Origin of the sequence: Streptomyces sp. NPDC005393 (assembly GCF_040606675.1) — a bacterium.
Taxonomy (GTDB): domain Bacteria; phylum Actinomycetota; class Actinomycetes; order Streptomycetales; family Streptomycetaceae; genus Streptomyces.
On the sequence record NZ_JBEXFG010000082.1, the window covers coordinates 1 to 18,797 of the forward strand.

18 protein-coding genes and 3 pseudogenes are annotated in these 18,797 nt (G+C 68.6%); 11 read left to right on the forward strand and 10 right to left on the reverse strand.

The window, feature by feature from the left end; genetic code table 11:
- Positions 1–87 (reverse strand): annotated as a pseudogene (locus ABZS71_RS34250) (IS607 family transposase); the annotation flags it as partial.
- Between the two features lie 452 nt (positions 88–539).
- On the opposite strand from ABZS71_RS34250, the gene ABZS71_RS34255 reads away from it, so the two are divergent.
- The 4 genes and pseudogenes from ABZS71_RS34255 to ABZS71_RS34270 all read left to right on the forward strand — a co-directional run bounded on the left by ABZS71_RS34255 (position 540) and on the right by ABZS71_RS34270 (position 3,166).
- A complete protein-coding gene (locus ABZS71_RS34255; RefSeq protein WP_356216428.1) occupies positions 540–1,103 on the forward strand; it encodes a dihydrofolate reductase family protein in 564 nt (187 codons plus the stop codon).
- 42 nt (positions 1,104–1,145) lie between these two features.
- A pseudogene (locus ABZS71_RS34260) lies at positions 1,146–1,520 on the forward strand (ammonia channel protein); the annotation flags it as partial.
- Complete coding sequence (locus ABZS71_RS34265; protein ID WP_356216431.1) at positions 1,517–1,855, forward strand: P-II family nitrogen regulator; 339 nt, start codon at positions 1,517–1,519, stop codon at positions 1,853–1,855. The pseudogene ABZS71_RS34260 and the gene ABZS71_RS34265, both read left to right, overlap by 4 nt.
- A 570-nt stretch (positions 1,856–2,425) precedes the next feature.
- Positions 2,426–3,166 (forward strand): class I SAM-dependent methyltransferase, encoded by a 741-nt coding sequence (locus ABZS71_RS34270; protein ID WP_356216434.1) that lies wholly within the window; start codon positions 2,426–2,428, stop codon positions 3,164–3,166.
- A gap of 104 nt (positions 3,167–3,270) precedes the next feature.
- Here ABZS71_RS34270 and ABZS71_RS34275 read toward each other — a convergent pair whose 3' ends face one another.
- Positions 3,271–4,404, reverse strand: coding sequence for a hypothetical protein (locus ABZS71_RS34275; protein ID WP_356216436.1), 1,134 nt, complete (start codon positions 4,402–4,404; stop codon positions 3,271–3,273).
- 1,148 nt (positions 4,405–5,552) lie between these two features.
- The gene (locus tag ABZS71_RS34280; protein WP_356216439.1) at positions 5,553–5,894 is read right to left on the reverse strand and encodes a hypothetical protein; all 342 of its coding nucleotides are present in this window, start codon (positions 5,892–5,894) and stop codon (positions 5,553–5,555) included.
- 441 nt (positions 5,895–6,335) lie between these two features.
- On the opposite strand from ABZS71_RS34280, the gene ABZS71_RS34285 reads away from it, so the two are divergent.
- Positions 6,336–7,079: an XRE family transcriptional regulator gene (locus ABZS71_RS34285; RefSeq protein ID WP_356216441.1), complete on the forward strand. Its 744-nt coding sequence runs from the start codon at positions 6,336–6,338 to the stop codon at positions 7,077–7,079.
- 3 nt (positions 7,080–7,082) lie between these two features.
- On the forward strand, positions 7,083–7,553 hold the full coding sequence (locus tag ABZS71_RS34290) for an NUDIX domain-containing protein (protein WP_356216444.1): 471 nt from the start codon (positions 7,083–7,085) through the stop codon (positions 7,551–7,553).
- 115 nt (positions 7,554–7,668) lie between these two features.
- Here the strand turns inward: ABZS71_RS34290 and ABZS71_RS34295 are convergent, their stop codons facing one another.
- On the reverse strand, positions 7,669–7,995 hold the full coding sequence (locus tag ABZS71_RS34295; protein WP_356216447.1) for an antibiotic biosynthesis monooxygenase: 327 nt from the start codon (positions 7,993–7,995) through the stop codon (positions 7,669–7,671).
- A 225-nt stretch (positions 7,996–8,220) separates the two neighbouring features.
- Positions 8,221–9,063, reverse strand: coding sequence for a helix-turn-helix domain-containing protein (locus ABZS71_RS34300; RefSeq protein ID WP_356216450.1), 843 nt, complete (start codon positions 9,061–9,063; stop codon positions 8,221–8,223).
- 144 nt (positions 9,064–9,207) lie between these two features.
- Between ABZS71_RS34300 and ABZS71_RS34305 the strand changes: the two genes are divergently transcribed.
- Positions 9,208–9,399 (forward strand): hypothetical protein, encoded by a 192-nt coding sequence (locus ABZS71_RS34305; protein ID WP_356216453.1) that lies wholly within the window; start codon positions 9,208–9,210, stop codon positions 9,397–9,399.
- Positions 9,400–9,665: 266 nt separating this feature from the next.
- On the opposite strand, the gene ABZS71_RS34310 is transcribed toward ABZS71_RS34305, so the two are convergent.
- The 3 genes from ABZS71_RS34310 to ABZS71_RS34320 form a co-directional block, all read right to left on the reverse strand.
- Positions 9,666–10,808, reverse strand: a complete 1,143-nt coding sequence (locus ABZS71_RS34310) for a hypothetical protein (protein ID WP_356216455.1) — start codon at positions 10,806–10,808, stop codon at positions 9,666–9,668.
- A gap of 208 nt (positions 10,809–11,016) precedes the next feature.
- Positions 11,017–11,427 (reverse strand): DUF2000 domain-containing protein, encoded by a 411-nt coding sequence (locus ABZS71_RS34315; RefSeq protein ID WP_356216458.1) that lies wholly within the window; start codon positions 11,425–11,427, stop codon positions 11,017–11,019.
- Positions 11,428–11,554: 127 nt separating this feature from the next.
- On the reverse strand, positions 11,555–12,697 hold the full coding sequence (locus tag ABZS71_RS34320) for a hypothetical protein (RefSeq protein WP_356216461.1): 1,143 nt from the start codon (positions 12,695–12,697) through the stop codon (positions 11,555–11,557).
- Between the two features lie 228 nt (positions 12,698–12,925).
- Between ABZS71_RS34320 and ABZS71_RS34325 the strand changes: the two genes are divergently transcribed.
- The 3 genes from ABZS71_RS34325 to ABZS71_RS34335 all read left to right on the forward strand — a co-directional run bounded on the left by ABZS71_RS34325 (position 12,926) and on the right by ABZS71_RS34335 (position 16,841).
- Entirely contained in the window at positions 12,926–13,741 is an 816-nt protein-coding gene (locus ABZS71_RS34325) for an AraC family transcriptional regulator (protein ID WP_356216471.1), read from the forward strand.
- A 270-nt stretch (positions 13,742–14,011) separates the two neighbouring features.
- On the forward strand, positions 14,012–16,084 hold the full coding sequence (locus tag ABZS71_RS34330; protein ID WP_356216464.1) for a bifunctional glycosyltransferase 87/phosphatase PAP2 family protein: 2,073 nt from the start codon (positions 14,012–14,014) through the stop codon (positions 16,082–16,084).
- Positions 16,085–16,169: 85 nt separating this feature from the next.
- Positions 16,170–16,841, forward strand: coding sequence for a superoxide dismutase family protein (locus tag ABZS71_RS34335; RefSeq protein ID WP_355855370.1), 672 nt, complete (start codon positions 16,170–16,172; stop codon positions 16,839–16,841).
- Positions 16,842–16,906: 65 nt separating this feature from the next.
- Here ABZS71_RS34335 and ABZS71_RS34340 read toward each other — a convergent pair.
- A pseudogene (locus tag ABZS71_RS34340) lies at positions 16,907–17,095 on the reverse strand (steroid C27-monooxygenase); the annotation flags it as partial.
- Positions 17,096–17,347: 252 nt separating this feature from the next.
- Between ABZS71_RS34340 and ABZS71_RS34345 the strand changes: the two are divergent.
- A complete protein-coding gene (locus ABZS71_RS34345) occupies positions 17,348–18,517 on the forward strand; it encodes a steroid 3-ketoacyl-CoA thiolase (protein WP_356216466.1) in 1,170 nt (389 codons plus the stop codon).
- Positions 18,518–18,526: 9 nt separating this feature from the next.
- Here ABZS71_RS34345 and ABZS71_RS34350 read toward each other — a convergent pair whose 3' ends face one another.
- Positions 18,527–18,655 carry a hypothetical protein gene (locus tag ABZS71_RS34350; RefSeq protein WP_356216468.1) on the reverse strand — a complete coding sequence of 43 codons (129 nt, stop codon included), beginning with the start codon at positions 18,653–18,655 and terminating at the stop codon, positions 18,527–18,529.
- Between the last annotated feature and the right edge of the window lie 142 nt (positions 18,656–18,797).

Consider the following 18,797-nt stretch of genomic DNA (forward strand, 5'->3'; position numbering starts at 1 on the left):
GGGGACCGGCAACGTGCCCTCACGGAACCAGCGATACGCGGTCTGCCGATGCACACCGTTCGCTTCCGCCCACTCCGTAAGGTTCATAGACAAGACCATAACATCGCTTGAACCCGCTAACACTCACTCAATCGACCGCACGAGCGAACAGTTGAACACCCCCTCCCGTCCCGCCGCTTACTCCCCCTGGCCGCCGCCCGGACTCCCTCCGGGCGGCGGCCCTTCGCGGTTGCGGCGGTCCTTCGGGTTAGGGTCCGGGGGCATGGGGAAGATCGTGTGCCGCCACCGCCGCCGGCGTCACCCTCCTGCTCCTGGACACCCGCACCGGCAGCCCCGCCGAGCACGTCCACCTCGCCGACGGCTGGACCCGCTACGGCATCGTCCCCGACTACGCCGCCGACCCGGACGGCTCGCTCGAAGACTGCAGCTTCTTCTACAAACAACTCCCGCCCACCCCGTGTCTCCCCCAAGGCACCGCCCTCGATCTCGTCGCCAAAAAGGGGGAGCGGGCGTATGGTCTCGGCCATGAGGAGGCCGAGATGAGAAAGATCATCATGTCGATGTCGGTGTCCCTCGACGGCTTCATCGAGGGGCCCGAGCGTCAGATCGACTGGCATCTGGTCGACGATGAGCTGCACCGTCACTTCAATGAGCAGCTCAGCGGGATGGGGGCCTTCCTCAACGGGCGGGTTACCCATGAGCTCATGGCCGGGTTCTGGCCGACCGCTGATGCCGATCCCGCGAGTAGCGGGCCCATGGTGGAGTTCGCTCGTATCTGGCGGGAGATGCCCAAGGTTGTGTTCTCCCGGACGCTGGAGCGGGCCGAGTGGAACACCACCATCAAGCGGGATGTGGTCGTCGAGGAGATCAGGGAGCTCACGGCGCAGCCGGGCGGGGATCTGGCGTTGGGGGGTGCCGATCTCGGGACCTGCTTTCGGCGGCTGGGGCTGATCGATGAGTATCGGATCTATGTCCATCCGGTGCTCGTCGGCCGGGGCAAGCCGCTGTTCGAGGCGTCGGACGACCGGGCCGATCTGCGGCTTGTGGAGAGTCGGGCCTTCGGGAACGGGGTGGTGATGCTTCATTACCGGCGGGCCGCGTGAGGGCCGGGTGAGCGGTCGGGTGAGGGCCGCGCGAAACGTGGGGACTCCCTCGACGTCGTCGGCGTCCATCTGGTGGCCGGGGTCGTCGGCACCGTACTGATAGGCCTTTTCGCCACCGCCACGATGACCGGAGGCGCGTCGGGGCTGCTCTCCGGTGGCGGGCCAAGGCAGTTGGGCAAGCAGGTCGTGGCGGTGCTCGCGGTGGGGAGTTACGCGTTCGTCATGACGTACGGGATCGGGAAGCTGATCGACCGGTTCATGGGCTTCCGGGCCTCGGAGGAGCATGAGCGGTCCGGCCTCGACCTCGCCGTCCATGCCGAGAGCTCCTATGATCACGGCGTTCTGGGCCATGGTGTGCCCCAGAACGCCCACGCCCACCGCCCGCTGCCGCACTCCGACAGGACCCCGCTCACATGAAGCTGATCACGGCCATCATCAAGCCGTTCAAGCTCGATGACGTCAAGACGGCCCTGCGGGAGATCGGGGTGCAAGGCCTCACCGTCACCGAGGCCAGCGGCTTCGGCCGCCAGCTCGGCCACACCGAGGTCTACCGGGGCGCCGAGTACCGCATCGACTTCGTCCCCAAGGCGCGCATCGATGTGGTCGTGGAGGACGCCGAGGCGGAGCCGGTGATGGAGGCGATCACCAACGCCGCGCGCACCGGCCGGATCGGCGACGGCAAGGTCTGGGCCGTCCCGGTCGATGACGTGGTACGGGTCCGTACGGGCGAGCGGGGCCCCGACGCGGTCTGAGAGCCGGCCGCACCAGCCACCATGGACGCGCGGGTGCGCCGCGAAACCCACTCGCGGCGCGGCGCCCGCGCCCCGGCTCCGGGCCATTTGGCCGAGGCCGACGGCGGGCGGCCTGCTCAGACAGTGGTGGACGCGGCGCGGATGGTCTCGGCGCCCACCTCGATGTTCGCGAGCGCGACCCGGCGCCGACACAGATGGGAACTGTCTTACGCTGCCTTGTGCGTATCGAGTAACGCGGCCACTTGGGGAACGTCCGAGAACTCGTCCAGCCGGTCCAGCACAACGCGCACGCGTTCCGCTGTCCGCTCCGAGGCAACGTCTGCCGCGCCGACAGCGGGCCGACAGGAGGCCGCTATGCGGCCGGTCATGGCGGGAGGAGGTTGGGGGCGACACTCAGGACCTACGGGCCCGTCCGCGTGGTCAAGTCCACCGACCCGCTCATACCGCTGAAGTCGTCGGCATGGCCACCGTGCCAGTGCCCCAGATGCGCGGGTGGGCGGAGGTGACCGGACGAGTCGGCCCGGGGAAATTCGCGGGCGCGCGTGAGGCCTGCCGCAGTACGGTCGGGTGATGGACGACGAGGACGGCTACTTCGGAGACCGTGTCGCCGCGACGTACGACGAGTCGTCGGCGGACATGTTCGAACCGGGCGTCGTGGACGCGACGGTCGGCCTTCTGGCAGGGATCGGCGACGGTGGCCCGGCCCTTGAGCTCGGCATCGGGACGGGACGTATCGCGTTGCCGCTGGCACGCCGCGGAGTTCCGGTCCACGGCATCGATCTGTCGCGGGCGATGGTCGCCCGGCTGCGCGCCAAGCCGGGTGGCGACGCGATCGGCGTGACGATCGGCGACTTCTCGACGACGAAGGTGGACGGAACGTTCTCCGTCGCCTATCTGGTCTTCAACACGATCATGAATCTGACGACGCAGGCGGCGCAGGTGGCCTGCTTCCGCAATGTCGCGGCTCACCTTGAACCCGGAGGCTGTTTCGTCGTCGAGGTCACGGTTCCCGAGCTGAGAAAGCTCCCGGCCGGGCAGGACATCGTGCCGTTTCATGTGACCCCGACGAAGTGGGCGTTCGACGCCTATGACGTCGCCACCCAGGCGATGAGCTCGAACTATGTCGAGGTCGTCGACGGCCGGGGCGAGTACCGATCCATCCCTTTTCGGTATGTGTGGCCATCGGAACTCGACCTGATGGCTCAGCTCGCCGGGCTGCGGTTGCGTGAGCGGTGGGAGGGGTGGACGAGGGAACCCTTCACGAACGAGAGCCGCCGGCATGTTTCGGTCTGGGAGAAACCCGCCGAATGACCGCGCATCGCGTCATCCTTCGTCCAGGGGCTGCCGCACGGCGTGACCCGCGCCGTCCAGGAGGGGCCTGAACGGCGCGGGGGCATGTCCGGGTCCGGCCTGGGTCAGCCGGTGCAGCCGGGGACGGCTCCCGGGGGCCGGCAGTTGTCGGGTGTGTTGCTGAAGACGGCGGAGGTGACCAGGTTGACGGTGGATCCGGGCTGTTCGTAGATTCCGCCGCCGTCGCCGGGAGGAGGCACGGTGTTGCTGTAGACGTTGCTGTTGGTGAAGGTGGTGGTGCCGGCCTCGTTGTACAGCCCGCCACCCTGCGCGGTGGGGGCCGGGACGGTGACGTGGTTGGCCCTGATGACGGTGCCGTTCACGTGCAGCGTCGCAAAGTTGTAGAGGCCGCCGCCGCGGTTGCCCGCGTTGTTGGCGCTGATTCTGCTGTTGTTGATGGTGGCGTTGCCAAGGTTGTAGAAGCCGCCGCCGACGGTGGTGGCCGTGTTGTCGGAGACGACCGTACTGGTGAGGGTGGCCTCGTTGATGTTGAGGATCCCGGCGCCGCTGGCGATCGTGGTCCTGTTGAGGCTGACCGTGCTCGTTCTGAGATCCAGAATGCCGCTCGAGTCGTTGAGAATGCCCCCTCCGCCGAAGATCGCCCTGTTGTCGGACACGTTGGCGGACCGGCCGGTCAGGGTCCCGTCGTTCATGATTCCGCCGCCGACGGAGGCGTCGTTGTCGGTGACCTTGCTGCCGGCGTTGAGGAAGACGGCGCCGAAGTTGCGGAGGCCGCCGCCAGTGCTGTCCGCCTCGTTCTCCTTGAGGACGGTGGCTGCGTTCAGGATCAGTGTCCCGTCATCGAGGACGATGATGCCGCCCCCGTCGATGAAGTGTCCGTTGCGCACCGTGACGCGGTTGAGGGTGAGCTTGCCGGATGGACCGTCCACTTGGAAGATGCGGAAGTCCGTCGCCGCGGTGGCCGCTCGCTCGATGGTGGAGTTGAAGCCGTTGATGGTGATGTCGTTGATGATGTTGGGCATCGCGTTGTCCCCGATGGCCTGTGCGTCGGTGACCGAGTAGGTGCAGTTGGGGGCGAGGTCGATGGTGCCGCCGCTGACGTTGGCGGCGATGATGGCCGCTTGGAGTGCGGGGACGTTGCAGGCGATGGCGGCGTGGGCCTGAGTCGGGACGGCGGCCAGGGCCAGCCCGAGAACGAGGGCGGCCAGACCGCCGCCCGTCTTCCTTGTGATGCGCACGGCTCTGCTCCTTGCGTCGAGGAGTCGAACGGATCGGAAACCCATGTCCGATCTGTTTCGCTTGAGCCGATTGAATCGAGTGTAAAGGGAAGTTAAAAGTCGCGCAGCAGTGTCATTCGAGGCAGAGATGGGCAAAGGTGGTTAATGTGAAATATATATAACCCCGTGAGTCCGCCCCGGCTCGCGCCTACCGCTTGGCTGTTCAGCCTTGCGGCTTCACGCCCTTGGCCACCTTGTCCACCGCGTTCCGGGTGTCACGAGACAGCGGGCGGACCTACGGGCCCGTCCGCGTGGTCACTTCCAACGACCCGCTGGTACCGCTGATGACGTCGTCGGCGTGGCCACTGGGCCAGTGCCACAGGTGCGCAGGCGGTCGAAGGTGACCGCCAACAGCCGAAGCCAACACGGCCCGTGCCCGTGCGTGTGCGGCCGATGGATCGCCGGGAAGCCGGACGGCCGTCTCGTCGTCCGGCGAGCTCCAGCCGCACGACTCCCGAGCCATCCGGCCCCGCAGCAGCACGCAGCCGCGCCCCCGCCGTATCCACACCGACCAGCCTCAGCGCGTCGCCCAGCTCGGCCGCCGCTTCCCTCGCGTTCCGCCAGCCGCTCACGTAGTCCACTCCGCGCACCCACATCCCGGCTTCCAGGTGCCGCCTCATCGTCGAACCTGTCGTCCCCAGGCTCGCACTTTCGCTCAATCCCCCTTCCGTGCAGGCCATCTGACAAGGTGCCGGGTTGCCGAACGAGAGCATGACGACGACCCCGGTACCATCGATACCGGGCTTCGTCCCCAGCCGGACCACCCCGGAAGCTGTCTAGGCGAGGGGTGGTCCGGCGTTGCTTTTGGGGTTGTTTTGCCTGTTCCAGTCGGGGCCGACCTCAGTACCGCTGTCGGCCGCCGGGGTAGCGGGTCCGCTCTCGACACGGAGGAGGGTCGTTCGGGACCGGTTCGCCGCCGAGCGCGTAACACAACGCGGCGTGCAACTGCTCGGCTTCGACCACGGTCAGCACCAGCGAAGCCAGGGCAGCCCGACCGGGGCGACGTACGTGAAGCGGCAGTTCAAGACACCCGTCCTTTCCGGAGTGCAGGCCACAGCCCGGCGCCGGACCGACTTGCCAGCCCTCTGACATGCCTGGCCGGGTATGGCTCATGCGAACCCCCCGCCCCTCAGCGTTGGTCCCTCTTCCGGGCTGCTCTCCGGGTCGCTGCCGTCACCAGCGGGCAGCCGCCCGCCCCGGCTCTCGGCGACCCGCAGCGCGTCGCGCAGTGCCTCAGACAGGCACTTGACCAGGAACCGCAGTTCCTCCATGCCGACCTGATGGTCAACAAGCATCTTGTCCGTGTGGCCGAGGAGTTCAGAGCCGACCTTGAGCTGAACTTCTTCCATCTCATCGGCCAGCTTCGACAGATGACTACTACTGCCCTCGTCCGACACGAGGTAACAGCGCTTCCCGGCCGGGCTCGGCCATGGCAGCAATCGGGGACGCATGCTCACCTCGCCGCCGCCTGCACGATGTGGGCCTCGTGCTGCCTGTCATGGGCTACCACATAGGGCGGGACAAGGCCGGTGTCCGTGGCACCTCGCCCGTGCGGCAACCACACGTACGCCACAGGCACACGCGCGAGACGAACCGTAGGTGCGTCCATACACCGCAAGGCGGGCAAGGGCGCGATGGCACGATGACGGCCCGGTGCGGGCAGTAACACCCCCAGCAGCCATTCCATGAGTCCGGCGATACGCTCTTGCACCTTGACGCTCCTTCACAGCGTTGACCACGCTCCCGGGCCGCCTGCAACGGTCGCGGGAGTTCTTTTCGCGATCATCGCGCTGTGATCAGGACGTAGGAACCTCCCCTAAACCCCACTTGGGGACGTCCCGCGTCGGGTAAAACGTCCCTAGTGCCGTCCTGACATGTAGGGAGAGACTCAGGTGCCGAACGAGAGGCTACGTGCCGTCATGGCATCCGGAGGCTGGACGTACGCCACCCTCGCGGAAAGGGTCGAGGTAGACCCCAAATCCGTTGAAAGATGGGTCAACCTCAACCGTACGCCGCGACGCGGCACGGCCATCCTGGCAGCAGAAACGTTAGGAGAAGACGTGCACGCCCTATGGCCAGCGCTCCGCCAAGCGCGCCCCGCACGCGCGGTCAGCCCCGAGCTGGTGGCGCTCTACAACCAGCGCGCAGACATCCCCGTGTCCACGTTGGTGGAGATGCTGACGCAGGCCCGCGAACGGATTGACGTACTCGTGTACGCCGCCGTCTTCCTGCACGAGGCATACCCCCGCCTCAACGATCTTCTGCAGGAGCGGGCCGCCCAAGGCTGCGCCGTACGTATCGCGGTCGGCGACGCTGACAGCCCCAACGTCCAGCAGCGAGGCCAGGAAGAGAAGTTCGGCCACGGCATCGAGTCACGCTGTCGACTCGCCCTCATGCACTACCGCCCCCTCATCGGCACCCCGGGCGTCGAGGTTCGGACTCACGGAACGACCCTCTACAACTCGCTCTACCGGGCAGATGATCAAGCCATGGTCAACGCCCACGTATGGGGCGTGAACGCGTACGCAGCTCCCGTCTGGCACCTCCGCCGACACGGTAAGGGCGGCATGTTCGACACCTACGCCCAGAGCTTCGACGCCGTGTGGGCGACAGCGACGCCGGTACAGGAAGGCTGACCCATGGCGCGGACCGAATACTACGGCGATCCGGACGCGCCCGAGCCGAACAGCTTGGTTGTCGCCGCATCCGCTGTCGTCACCGACGAGACCGGACGTATCCTGCTCCAGCGCCGCCGCGATAATGATCTTTGGGCGCTGCCTGGCGGCGGCATGGAGATGACCGACTCCCTGCCGGGAACGGCTGTCCGTGAGGTCAAGGAAGAGACCGGACTCGACGTAGAGATCACCGGACTCGTCGGCACATACACCGACCCACGTCACGTCATCGCCTACACGGACGGTGAGGTCCGTCGACAGTTCAACGTCTGCTTCACCGCCCGCATCGTCGACGGTCAGCTCGCGATCTCCGACGAGTCCACGGAACTCCGCTTCGTCCCACCGGAGGAACTTGCCGAGTTGTCCATGCACCACACACAGCGGCTCCGACTCCGCCACTTCCTGGAACACCGCGACCGGCCATATCTCGGCTGACCCATGAACAACCAGGTCAGGCCCGATCAACACGGACCAGCACGCCGGTCCAGGACCACGAGACGCTAGCCCCTTGGCCATGGTCAGGGGGCTAGCGGTGGTTCCAGGGGCCGTGTCAGTCTTGCTTGGGTCCGGTCTGCTGGACGACCTCGAAGGACCACAGGGTGGACCCGGAGGCGGCGGGCTTCTGCTGCGGGGCGTCCTCGCCGCCGCGCTGGTGGGCGGCCTTCATGGGGCCCTCCATCCAGGCCTGGAAGTTCTCCTCGCTGCGCCACCTCGTGTAGACCAGGTACGTGTCAGTCCCCTCGACCGGGCGCAGCAGCTCGAACCACTCGAAACCGTCGGAGTTCTCCACGGCCCCGGCGCGCGAGGCGAAGCGCTTCTCCAGCACCTCGCGCTGCTCCTCGGGCACGGTCAGGACATTGATCTTCACGATGCTCATGGCCCCATCTTGCCTCACGGTGTCGGGGTCGGCGGTCGGTGCCATGCCGCACCTCACGCGGCCCGGTGCGCGTCGAGCAGCGCGGCGACCTGGGGAACGTCGGAGAACTCTCCCAGTCGGTCCAGAACGACGCGCACACGGTGCGCGGTGCGCCTCGAGGCGACGTCAGCGGCGATGGTGATGACGCGCTCCGCGACGGCCGCTGCCTCCTCCGGCTCGTTCGCGTCAGCGAGAGCGACAGCGAGCCAGGAGACCTTCCGCGAGAGCCCGCATCGCCGGTTGTGCGTCTCCTGCTTTGGTGTGCGCCCACGCCAGGCGGTCAAGGTAGAGCGCGCGGGCTTTCGGCGGTGCGTCGCTCTCCACGCCGGTGAGCGCAGCGCGAGCAAGCGTCACCCCCTCGGCTTCCCGCCCGGTATTGCTGAACTGGTACGCCAGCGATCCGGCGAGGTTGCCCGCCAATAAGGGGTCCTCCGCCTGTCGCGCCGCGCTCAGCCCCAGCCGGTAAATGCGCTCCGATTCGCCGTACTGTCCGGCATCGCCGGCGATCCATCCAGCGATCTGCGCGAGTTCTCCGATCTGGACGAGAAGAGCGCGCTCCACTTCTCCGCCATGGCTGCCTTCTCGGTACAGGCGGACAGCCGAGCGGAGTTCCCTCAACGCGGGGCGGATGAGATCGCCGCCCGCGAGCACATCGTCGGCGAGCCTCAATGCGTGCACCCGCTGGCGCAGATCGTGCACCGTCCTCATGCCGATGCGTCGTCCTGTGCCGGCAGGCAGCGGTGCCAGAGGGTCTTGAGCGGGCAGATAATCCGCCAACGTCGGCAACGGTGGCTCACTGGGTCTCCAAGGCTCCGTCAGCGCGTTCTGCGGGACGCCTAACGCGGCGGCGATGAAGGGAAGCCATTCGCGTGGCGTCCGCTTCCCGTTCTCGTAGCGGCTGATTTCCTGCCGCCCTATCGGGTCTCCGCTGATCCCCGCCGCGCGGCAGGTCTCGCGTGCCAGCCGCGCCTGGCTCCACCCGAGCTCTTCGCGCAGACGGCGGATGTGGGCCCCGATATCGCTGGTCATGCCCCCATTCTGGCCGACAGGTGGCCAACAGCGGGCCGCTATGCGGTGACTCGTCAGCCGGGTGAAGTTGGGCGATACGGAAAGAGACCCCCGCGACCGGGCGAACGGTCCGGGGGCATGGCCATCGCCACCAGGAGCGACAACGTGACGGACACTAGTCCAGCGACCCCGCGCGCCAACACCCCGGCCCACGGCGACTGCGACTGCGACTGCGCCGCGCTGTTACGGCAGCAAGCCGACGCCCGGCGTGCCGGTGACCACAGCCGGGCGACCGACTGTGTCGTTCGGCTTCAGCGGCGTCACCAGGGCCCGCTCCACCGTGAGGTCGCCTCGTGAGGGGGCGCCCCATGATGACGCTGCGGGTGTCACGGGACGGCGGGCGGACGTACGGGCCGACCCGGGTCGTCAGGGCCGCCGATCCGGTGAGGCCGCTGACGCCGCTCGCGTCGGCTGTGTGGCCGCCGTGTCAGTGCCCCGGATGCGTAGCTCGTCGTAGGTGACCGCCGCGGAGCCTCGCGCGGGCGGGGGCCGGGCGGCGGAGTGTGCCCCGCGCCGTCCGGGAGGTGCCCGGACAGCGCGGGGCCCGATGGGGGCGGTATGGGTCAGCCGACGCAGCCGGGGACGGCTCCGGGGGGCCGGCAGTTGTCGGGGCTGTTGTTGAAGACGCTGGACTGCACCAGGTTCACGGTGGATCCGGGCTGTTCGTAGATTCCGCCGCCGTCACCGGGCGGAGCCACGGTGTTCTGGTAGACGTTGGACCTGGTGAGGGTGGCGGTGGAACTCTCGTTGTACAGCCCGCCACCGTGTGACGTGAGGGCGGGGACAGTGACGTGATTGGCCATGAGGACGGTGAGGTTCAGGTTGAGCTGCGCCGTGTTGTTAACGCCACCGCCCCTGTTGGCCGCGTTGTTGTCGCTGATTCTGCCCGAGGTGAAGGTGGCCCTGCCGTGGTTGGAGAGGCCGCCGCCGCTGTTGCCGGCCGTGTTGCCGGAGATGACCGTGTTGGTGAAGGTGGTGCGGGGGTCGCCGTTCCAGACACCGCCGCCCTCCTCGGTCGTGGCGGTGTTGCCGCTGACCACGCTCGAGCGGAGGGTGAGAAAACCGTTCACGTTGTTGAGGATGCCACCTCCGGAATCCAGTGCGGTGTTGCCCGACACGTTGGTGGACTGGGCGGTTACCTCCCCTTCGGAGAAGATGCCGCCGCCACCGATGGCCTCGTTGGTGGTGATCTTGCTTCCGCTGTTGAGGAAGACGTGGCCGTCGTCGTTCCGGATGCCGCCGCCGTTGACGGTGGCCATGTTCTCCTTGACGACGGCGTTGGCGTTGAGGGTCAGCGTCCCCTCGGAGTTGACGAGGATGCCCCCGCCGTCGACGGGGGCATGCCCGTTGCGCACCGTGACGTTGTTGAGGGTGAGCTTGCCCGAGGGGCCGTCCACCTCGAAGATGCGGAAAAGTGTCACCGCGGTGGCCGCGCGTTCGATGGTGGAGTTGGCTCCCTTCAGGGTGATGTCGTTAACGATGACGGGCATCGCGTTGTCGCCGATGGCCTGCGCGTCGGTGACCGAGTAGGTGCAGTTGGGGGCCAGGTCGATGGTGCCGCCGGTGCCGTTGGCGGCGACGATGGCCGCCTGGAGGGCGGCGACGTCGCAGGGGATGGCCGCCTGGGCCTGAGTCGGGACAGTGGCCAGGGCCAGCCCGAGGACGAGGGCGGCGAGTCCGCCGCCCGTCTTTCTGGTGATGCGCACGGCTCTGCTCCTTGGGTCGAAGGGGCGGAAACGGGCCGGAATTTCATGTCCGATCTGTTTCTCTTGAGCCGATTGAATCCGGTGTAAGGGGAGGTTAAAAGGCGCGCGAAGTGCCATTCGGGGCATTGGTAGGCACAGGTGGTTAATGTGATGTATGCCTAATCACGTGAATCCGCTCCGGCTCACGCCCATCGCGTGGTCTGGCTGTTCAGCCGTGCAGCTTCAGACCCTTGGTCACCTTGTCCACCGCGTTCCGCGGCCCGTACACCGCGAGGCCCACCAGGTTCAGTTCGTGCGCCTCGACGGCCCGTACCGTCGCTCGGTTGTCGTCCTCGTTGTCGGTGCGGAAGAGATCCTCCGTGTAGAGGGCCGCCGTCAGGCCACGGGAGAGGGCGCGGGTGTGGGTGCGGGCGAGGGCGGGGGCGTCGGCGGCGTAGACGACGACCGGCTCGCGGAACATCGGCAGGTAGGTGTTGCCCGAGGCGTCCTCGTACGGCTTGCCGACGATCTCGCCCGTGGCGTGGGCGAGACCGCTGCAGACAAAGGCCGTCACATTCAGCTTCTGCCAGTCGGCGAGGTCGGTACGGACGATGACGGCGATCTTGGTGTCGAAGCGCATGGGCATCACCCTCGTCGTCGCCTGGCCGGCCGTCTTGAACGCTGGTGCGAGAAGGTGCAGCCGTTCGTGCCCTGCCCCGTCCCGGAGGTGCCCGGACGGGGCAGGGCCTGGTGGCGGCCGGTGTGCGTCAGCCGGAGCAGCCGGGGACGGCTCCGGGGGGCCGGCAGTTGTCGGGGGTGTTGCTGAAGACGGAGGAGGTGACCAGGGTCACGGTGGATCCGGGCTCTTCGTAGATCCCGCCGCCGTCGCCGGGGGGAGCCACCGTGTTCTGGTAGACGTTGCTGCTGGTGAAGGTGGTGGTGCCGGTCTCGTTGTACAGCCCGCCACCATGGGAGGTGGCGGCCGGGACGGTGACGTGGTTGGCCCTGACGGTGGTCTGGTTCACATTGAGCGTCCCGGCGTTGTAGAGGCCGCCGCCGAGGTTGTCCGCCTCGTTGTCGCTGATTCTGCCGGAGTTGATCGTGGCGGTGGCGAAGCTGAAGTTGAAGAAGCCGCCAGCGCGGTTGACGGCCGTGTTGCCGGAGACGACCGTGCTGGTGAGTGTCGCCTCGTTGCCGTTGACGATCCCGCCGCCGTTGTCGAGTGTGGCCCTGTTGAGGCTGACCGTGCTCGTTCTGAGATCCAACGTGCCGGTCGCGGTGTTGAAAATGCCCCCTCCGGAGGCCGCCCTGTTCTCGGACACGGTGGCGGACCGGGCGGTCAGGGTCGCGCGGTTGATGATTCCGCCGCCGGCGGCGCCGGCCTCGTTGTCGGTGACTCTGCTGCCGGCGTTGAGGAAGACGGCGCCATCGTTGAGGATGGCGCCACCAAGGCCGTCCGCCTCGTTCTCCCTGACGTCGGTGGCGGCGTTCAGGATCAGCGTCCCGCCCGCGTTGACGAGGATGCCGCCACCGTCGGCGAAGTGTCCGTTGCGCACCGTGACGCGGTTGAGGGTGAGCCTGCCGGAGGAACCGGCCACTTGGAAAATGCGGAAGTCCGTGGCCGCGGAGGGGTCCCGTTGGATGGTTGAGTTGAAGCCATTGATGGTGATGTTGTTGGTGATGACGGGCATCGCGTTGTCACCGATGGCCTCGGCGTCGGTGACCGAGTAGACGCAGTTCGGGGCGAGGTCGATGGTGCCGCCGCTGACGTTGGCGGCGACGATGGCCGCTTGGAGCGCGGGGACGTTGCAGGGGACTGGGGCGGCGTGGGCCTGAGTGGGGATGGCGGCCAGCGCCATGCCGAGAATGAGGGCGGCCAGACCGCCGCCCGCTCTTCTGGTGATTCGCACGGCTCCTCCAAGGGTGGGGGGATGAGCCGATTGAATGCGATGTAAGGGCGTATTAAAAGGCGCACAATAGGCTATTGGGTGCAGTGGTGGTTAATGTGACATATGGTTAACGCTCTTCCTGTCGGCGTGACACGGCACAATGGGACTGTGACCGCAGTCGGCGAGGGGGAGAAGGGCCCGGAGGACTGGGTCCGGTACTGGCGGGATCCCGACCGGCCCGTCGAGGCCATGCACGCGCACTTCTTCAGCCACCGCTTCCATCCCCACAGCCATGACGCCTACTCCTTCGCCGTCACCGAGATCGGCGCCCAGCGCTTCCGGTGCCGGGGCGCGCTGCGTACCAGCGGCGCGGGCATGGTGATGGTGTTCAATCCGGATGATCCGCATGACGGGGAGGCGGCCGCCGAACTCGGTTATAAGTACCGCATCGTGCACTTCGGCCCCGATGTGGTGCGGAATGTTCTCGCCGATGCGTCCGGCACCGTGGACAGCCGTGTCGCCCTGCCGCTGTTCGATCAGCCCGTGCTGTCCGATCCCGTCCTCGGCCGCGCCCTGATACGGCTGCACACGGCTCTCGTCGACGGCGCCGGCCCGCTGGTCCGGGACGAGCGGCTCACCGCCGCCGTCGGCGCGATGGTGCGGCGCAGCGCCACGCGCTCCGTACGCGCCCGTGCGCTCCCGGCCGGTGGCGGCGAGCAGGCGCGGGCCGCGCGGCGGGCGCGGGCGGTGCTGGAGGAGGCGTACGCGGAGGAGATCCCGGCGGCGCGGCTCGCGGAGGCGGCCGGGTGCAGCCGGTTCGCGCTGTACCGGGCGTTCCGCGCCGAGTACGGGATGGCGCCGAGCGACTTCCAGCGGCAGTTGCGGCTGCGCCGGGCGCGTGGCCTGCTGGTGACGGGCCATACGGCGGCGGAGGCGGCGGCCCAGGCGGGGTTCGCCGACCAGAGCCACTTCCACCGCTGGTTCGTCCGCTGCTTCGGGGTCACCCCGGGGACATTTCAGCGCGCGGCGGGTCCCGATTCGCGGTGCACCCCGCACCCCTGGTGAAATTGGCCCGGATCGTACGACGCACACTCGAGCGCAAGCACCCCGCCAAAGCCTGACATCTTTCGGACAACCCCGGACGACGGTCAGGTGAAGAGGGGGTGTGCCGCGTCTGAGAAGAGGGCTCAGTAGGGTCTCAAACATCCGAATTGGTGAAGAGCGCGAGTGGGGGAGCGGCAGGGCGTGGCGAACGTGGAGCGAAGCGGACTGGGGAGAACCCCGGGCACGGGGCCGGGCCCCGGTGCCGTCGGGGCGCGGACGTCACGGACCAGGATGGTGCTCGCAGCCCTGTGGCTCCTGGCAGGCCTGCTGGCGGCCCGTCAGGCGGCGGCCGTGCTGCGGCGGCCACCCGACCAGCGCCTGACCGACCTGGAGACCTGGATCGGCGCCCATGGGGTGCTGCATGTCAGCGGGTCGCTGTACGACGGGGATGCCTTCACCGGCACGCCGTTCTCCGGGCTCGTCCTCAAGCCGCTGACCCGGGCCGCCGAACAGAGCCTCGGCGTCGCCTGGACCTTCGGCACCCTGCTGCTCGTCGTGGTCCTCGGCCTGGTCGTGGCCCGCGCCCTGCCGGGCCCTGTCTCCCGCCGCACCTCGCTGCTCGCCGCGCCGCTGGCCATCTGCCTGCTGGTGCTGTCGCTGCCGGTACGGAACACCTTCACGCTCGGTCAGACCAGCATCATCCCGGTGCTCCTGGTCGTCCTCACCGTGCTGCCCAGGACCTCCGGGCGGCAGGCGGGCGTCCTCATCGGCGTCGCCGCGGCGCTGCAGCCCGCGCTGCTGCTGTTCGCCGTCGTCATGTGGCTCGTCGGACGCCGCCGCGCCGCGGTGCTCGCCGGTGCCACCTTCGCCGGGTGCACCGCGCTCGCCTGGGCCGTGATGCCGCGTGACTCCTGGACGTACTGGGTGCACCACATCGGCGGCGCCGGGCTCGGCGCGCCCGCCGACAGCCTGGCCAACCAGTCCCTGCACGGACTGCTGCTGCGCATCGGGCTCGAGGGCCCGGTCGAGCTGACGCTGCTGGCGGCGCTCGCGGTCACCGTCGCGGTGATCGGTCTGCGGCGCGCGGCGCACTACGCGCAGGACGGCCAACTCCTGCTCGCCGCGGCCATCACGGGCAGCGTGGCGCTCGCGGTCTCGCCGACCTCATGGCAGTACCAGCAGCTGTGGATCCTGCTCGCGGTCGTCGGCCGGGTCGGCCGGCGCGCCGCGGACCGGCTGGTGTGGCCGGTGCTGGTGGTGCTGGCGATGACGCTCAACCGCACCGCGCTGCTGCCCGACATCCAGGTCCTCGGCCATGTCGGCTACAACGCGCCCCTGCTGGCCGCGCTCGCCGCCGCCTGTCTGGTGCCGTTCGTCTCCCGCACCTCGCCGCAGTGGGACAACCCGGTCCCGACACCGGTCGCGGAGCCCGCGAAGAGCCGCTTCGCCTGGGTGCCTCTGCTGCGCTTCGTCAAGCGGCCGCTGTCCCGCCCGAACCTGATGCTGGAGCTGATGCTCATCCGCGTCGGCTACTTCGCGTACTCGTGGATCCGCGGCCACGCGCCCGACGAGCGCAGCGTCGCCGAGGGTCACGGCGACCAGGTGCTCACCCTCGAGGGCTGGCTGCACATCGACATCGAGCATGGGTTCAACGCCATCGTGGCGGACACGTCATGGCTGAAGCACACCATGAACTGGTACTACAGCACCTTCCACTTCCTGATCCCGCTGTCCCTGCTGGGCTGGCTGTATCTGCGCCGCCCGGCGACCTACCGATGGGCCCGTACGCCGCTGGCGTTCGCCACCCTGCTCGCCCTGATCGGCTTCTGGCTCTACCCGCTGGCCCCGCCGCGGCTGATGGGCCTCGGCTACGTCGACACGGCCCACGGCCCGCAGGACCTGAAGAACCCGGACTTCGGCGCGCTGACCAAGCTGTCCAACCAGTACGCGGCCATGCCCTCACTGCATGTGGGGTGGTCGCTGTGGTGCGGGGTCGTCATCGCGATCGTGGCGCCGTACGTCTGGATGAAGGTGCTCGGGATGCTGTACCCGCTGCTGACCACGGCGGTCATCGTGGGCACCGCGAACCACTATGTGCTCGACGCGATCGGCGGCGCGGCCATCGTGTCGGCCGGGTTCGGGTTGCAGTATCTGCTGCTAGGGATCGGCAGGCGGCCCGTCGAGGAGGCACCGGGGCCGCTGGCGGAGACGGTGAGCGGGGTGGCGGCCCGGGTGCGGGGGGTCGTCGGGCCACGGCGGAGTCCGGAGGCGGACGTGGAGAAGTCCGCCGACGCCGCGAAGCCGGCCGCGACCGCCGCCACCGCCGATCCCGCTGACGCCGAGCCGGCCGACGCCTCGCGTTGAAGGGTGTGACCCACAGGTCTAGCGTGGTGAAAAGGGGTGAAAACACCAGGCAGCCTCGGGGGTCCCGACCAAGGAGGGATCAAGGATGTCCCTGGTAACGGCCGCTGCGGCGGTGGCGGCGTCGTTGGCCATCGTGTCACCCGCCGTGTCACCCGCCGTCTCACCCGACATGTCACCCGCGGACAACCCGCCGAACCCCGCGGCCTTCGTCCTCGAACGGTTCCAGCCGGCATCCCAGGCCCATGGTCAGAGTGGCGCGGTGACGTACGACAAGGCGCTCGTGCCCACGACGGCCGTAGTGGTCGTCGCGGAGATGCGGATTCCGCATGGGATGCGGGATCACGATCATCACCACGAGATGCATGACGAGGGGCAGCGAGATCACAGGAAGCCGTACGGCGGTACGTACGTCTTCCTGGCCCTGCGCGGCGTCGCGCCGAACCACCACTTCGGGATCCACGTCCATACGAAACCGTGCGGCACCACGCCCGACTCGTCGGGGCCGCACTACCAGAACGTGAAGGACCCGAAGCAGCCATCGACCAACCCGAAGTACGCCAACCCGCGCAATGAGGTGTGGCTGGATCTCACCACGAACGGGCGCGGCGACGGCCGCTCCCAGACCGTGGTGAAGTGGCACTTCAGGCCCGGTGAGGCGCGTTCGGTCGTGATCCACGAACATGCGACCAGTACGCAGGCGGGCAAGGCGGGCATGGCCGGCGACCGGGTGGCGTGCGTCAACGTGCCGTTCAAGTAGGGCCTCAGGCTTCAGGGCCTCAGGGGTCCGTGGGCCGGGGGCTCGGCAGCCGGCACCGCAGCGACCTTGACGTCGGCGTGGCGGGTGACGGCCCAGTAGCCGTCGTCGTCGAAGCCGGCGAGGCCGTGCGGCTGGGCGTTCCACCACACGGGGACGGTCTGCCGCAGCCGTGCGTACTCCGGGAGTGGCACACGGCGCTGGTGGAGATCGGGGCCGGTGAGGTCAAAGCCTTCGGGGAGCGCTGGACAGGGCATCGGCCACTCCAGATCTGACGGCCTATCAGAGGCAGAGGTGCCCAGACGCTAGTAACGGGTTCTCAAGTAGCAAGAGAGAAGGCGGCCATTGTTGCCGCCGGCGGGACACCTCGGGCTCCGCGTAACCCATGCACGACCCTTGTGCCGCCGGGCCGGGCCTCAGCAGACTGGGCGGGTAACTAGAACGCGTACCAGTTCCGGGCGCGGGCGCTGCCGGGGCCCCCGCGGACGCGAGGAGAGGACGAGACAGTCATGGCCGCGGAACCCGTCATCGTCGAAGCCGTACGCACCCCCATCGGCAAGCGCGGAGGCGCGCTCGCCAATCTCCACCCCGCCTGTCTGCTCGGCGAGACCTACCGCGAACTCCTCGCCCGTACCGGCATCCAGCCCGACTGCGTCGAGCAGATCGTCGGCGGTACGGTCACCCACGCGGGCGAGCAGTCGATGAACCCCGCGCGCAACGCCTGGCTGGCGATGGGCCTGCCGTACGAGACCGCGGCGACGACGGTGGACTGCCAGTGCGGCTCCTCGCAGCAAGCCAACCACATGGTGGCCAACATGGTCGCCACCGGCGTCATCGACATCGGCATCGGCTGCGGCGTCGAGGCCATGTCGCGCGTGCCGCTCGGCAGCGGCTCCAAGCACGGGCCGGGCAAGCCGTTTCCGGACGAGTGGAATGTGGACCTGCCCAATCAGTTCGAGGCGGCCGAGCGGATCGCCCGCCACCGCGGACTGACCCGTTCGAGCGTCGACGCGCTCGGGCTCATCTCCCAGGAGCGGGCCGCGCGGGCATGGGCGGAGGAGCGGTTCAAGCGCGAGACCTTCGCCGTGCAGGTGCCCACGACGGAGGAGGAGCAGGCGGCCGGGCAGGGCATGTGGCGGGCTGTCGACCGGGACGAGGGGCTGCGCGACACCAGCACGGAGGCGCTGGCCAGGCTGAAGCCCGTCATGCCGACCGCCGTGCACACCGCGGGCAACTCCTCCCAGATCTCGGACGGCGCGTGCGCGGTGCTGTGGGCCTCCAAGCGGATGGCCCGCGCCCTCAAACTGCGCCCCCGCGCCCGGATCGTGGCCCAGTCCCTGGTCGGCGCCGATCCGCACTTCCATCTGGACGGGCCGATTGACGCGACCCGGACGGTGCTGGGCAAGGCCGGGATGACGCTGCAGGACATCGATCTGGTCGAGATCAACGAGGCGTTCGCCTCCGTGGTGCTGTCGTGGGCGCAGGTCTTCGACCAGGACCTGGAGAAGGTGAATGTGAACGGCGGTGCCATCGCGCTCGGCCACCCGGTGGGGGCCACGGGGGCGCGTCTGATCACCACGGCGCTGCATGAACTGGAGCGTGCGGACAGGGAGTTCGCGCTGATCACCATGTGCGCCGGGGGCGGGCTCGCGACGGGGACGATCATTCAGCGGCTGTGACGGGTCTGCTCAGTCCGCCCCGGTGGCGGTGCTGGTGCCGGTGACGAGGGCGCGGAGGGCGGGGCGCAGGGCGGCGGCGAGTTCGTCGGGGGAGGCGCCGCGTAGACCGTCGAGGTCCGTCAGCTGTCGAGCAGCCATCTCCCACCAGGGTTGGTGCTCCAGCGGCGGACGGGCCCGGTGCGCGCGCTGCCCCCTATGGGTAACACGCGCTCGGGCGGGGGGCTGTCCACCGCTCAACAGGCCGCCAAGTTCCTCGGCGCCAGCGCGCTGGCCGGTGCTG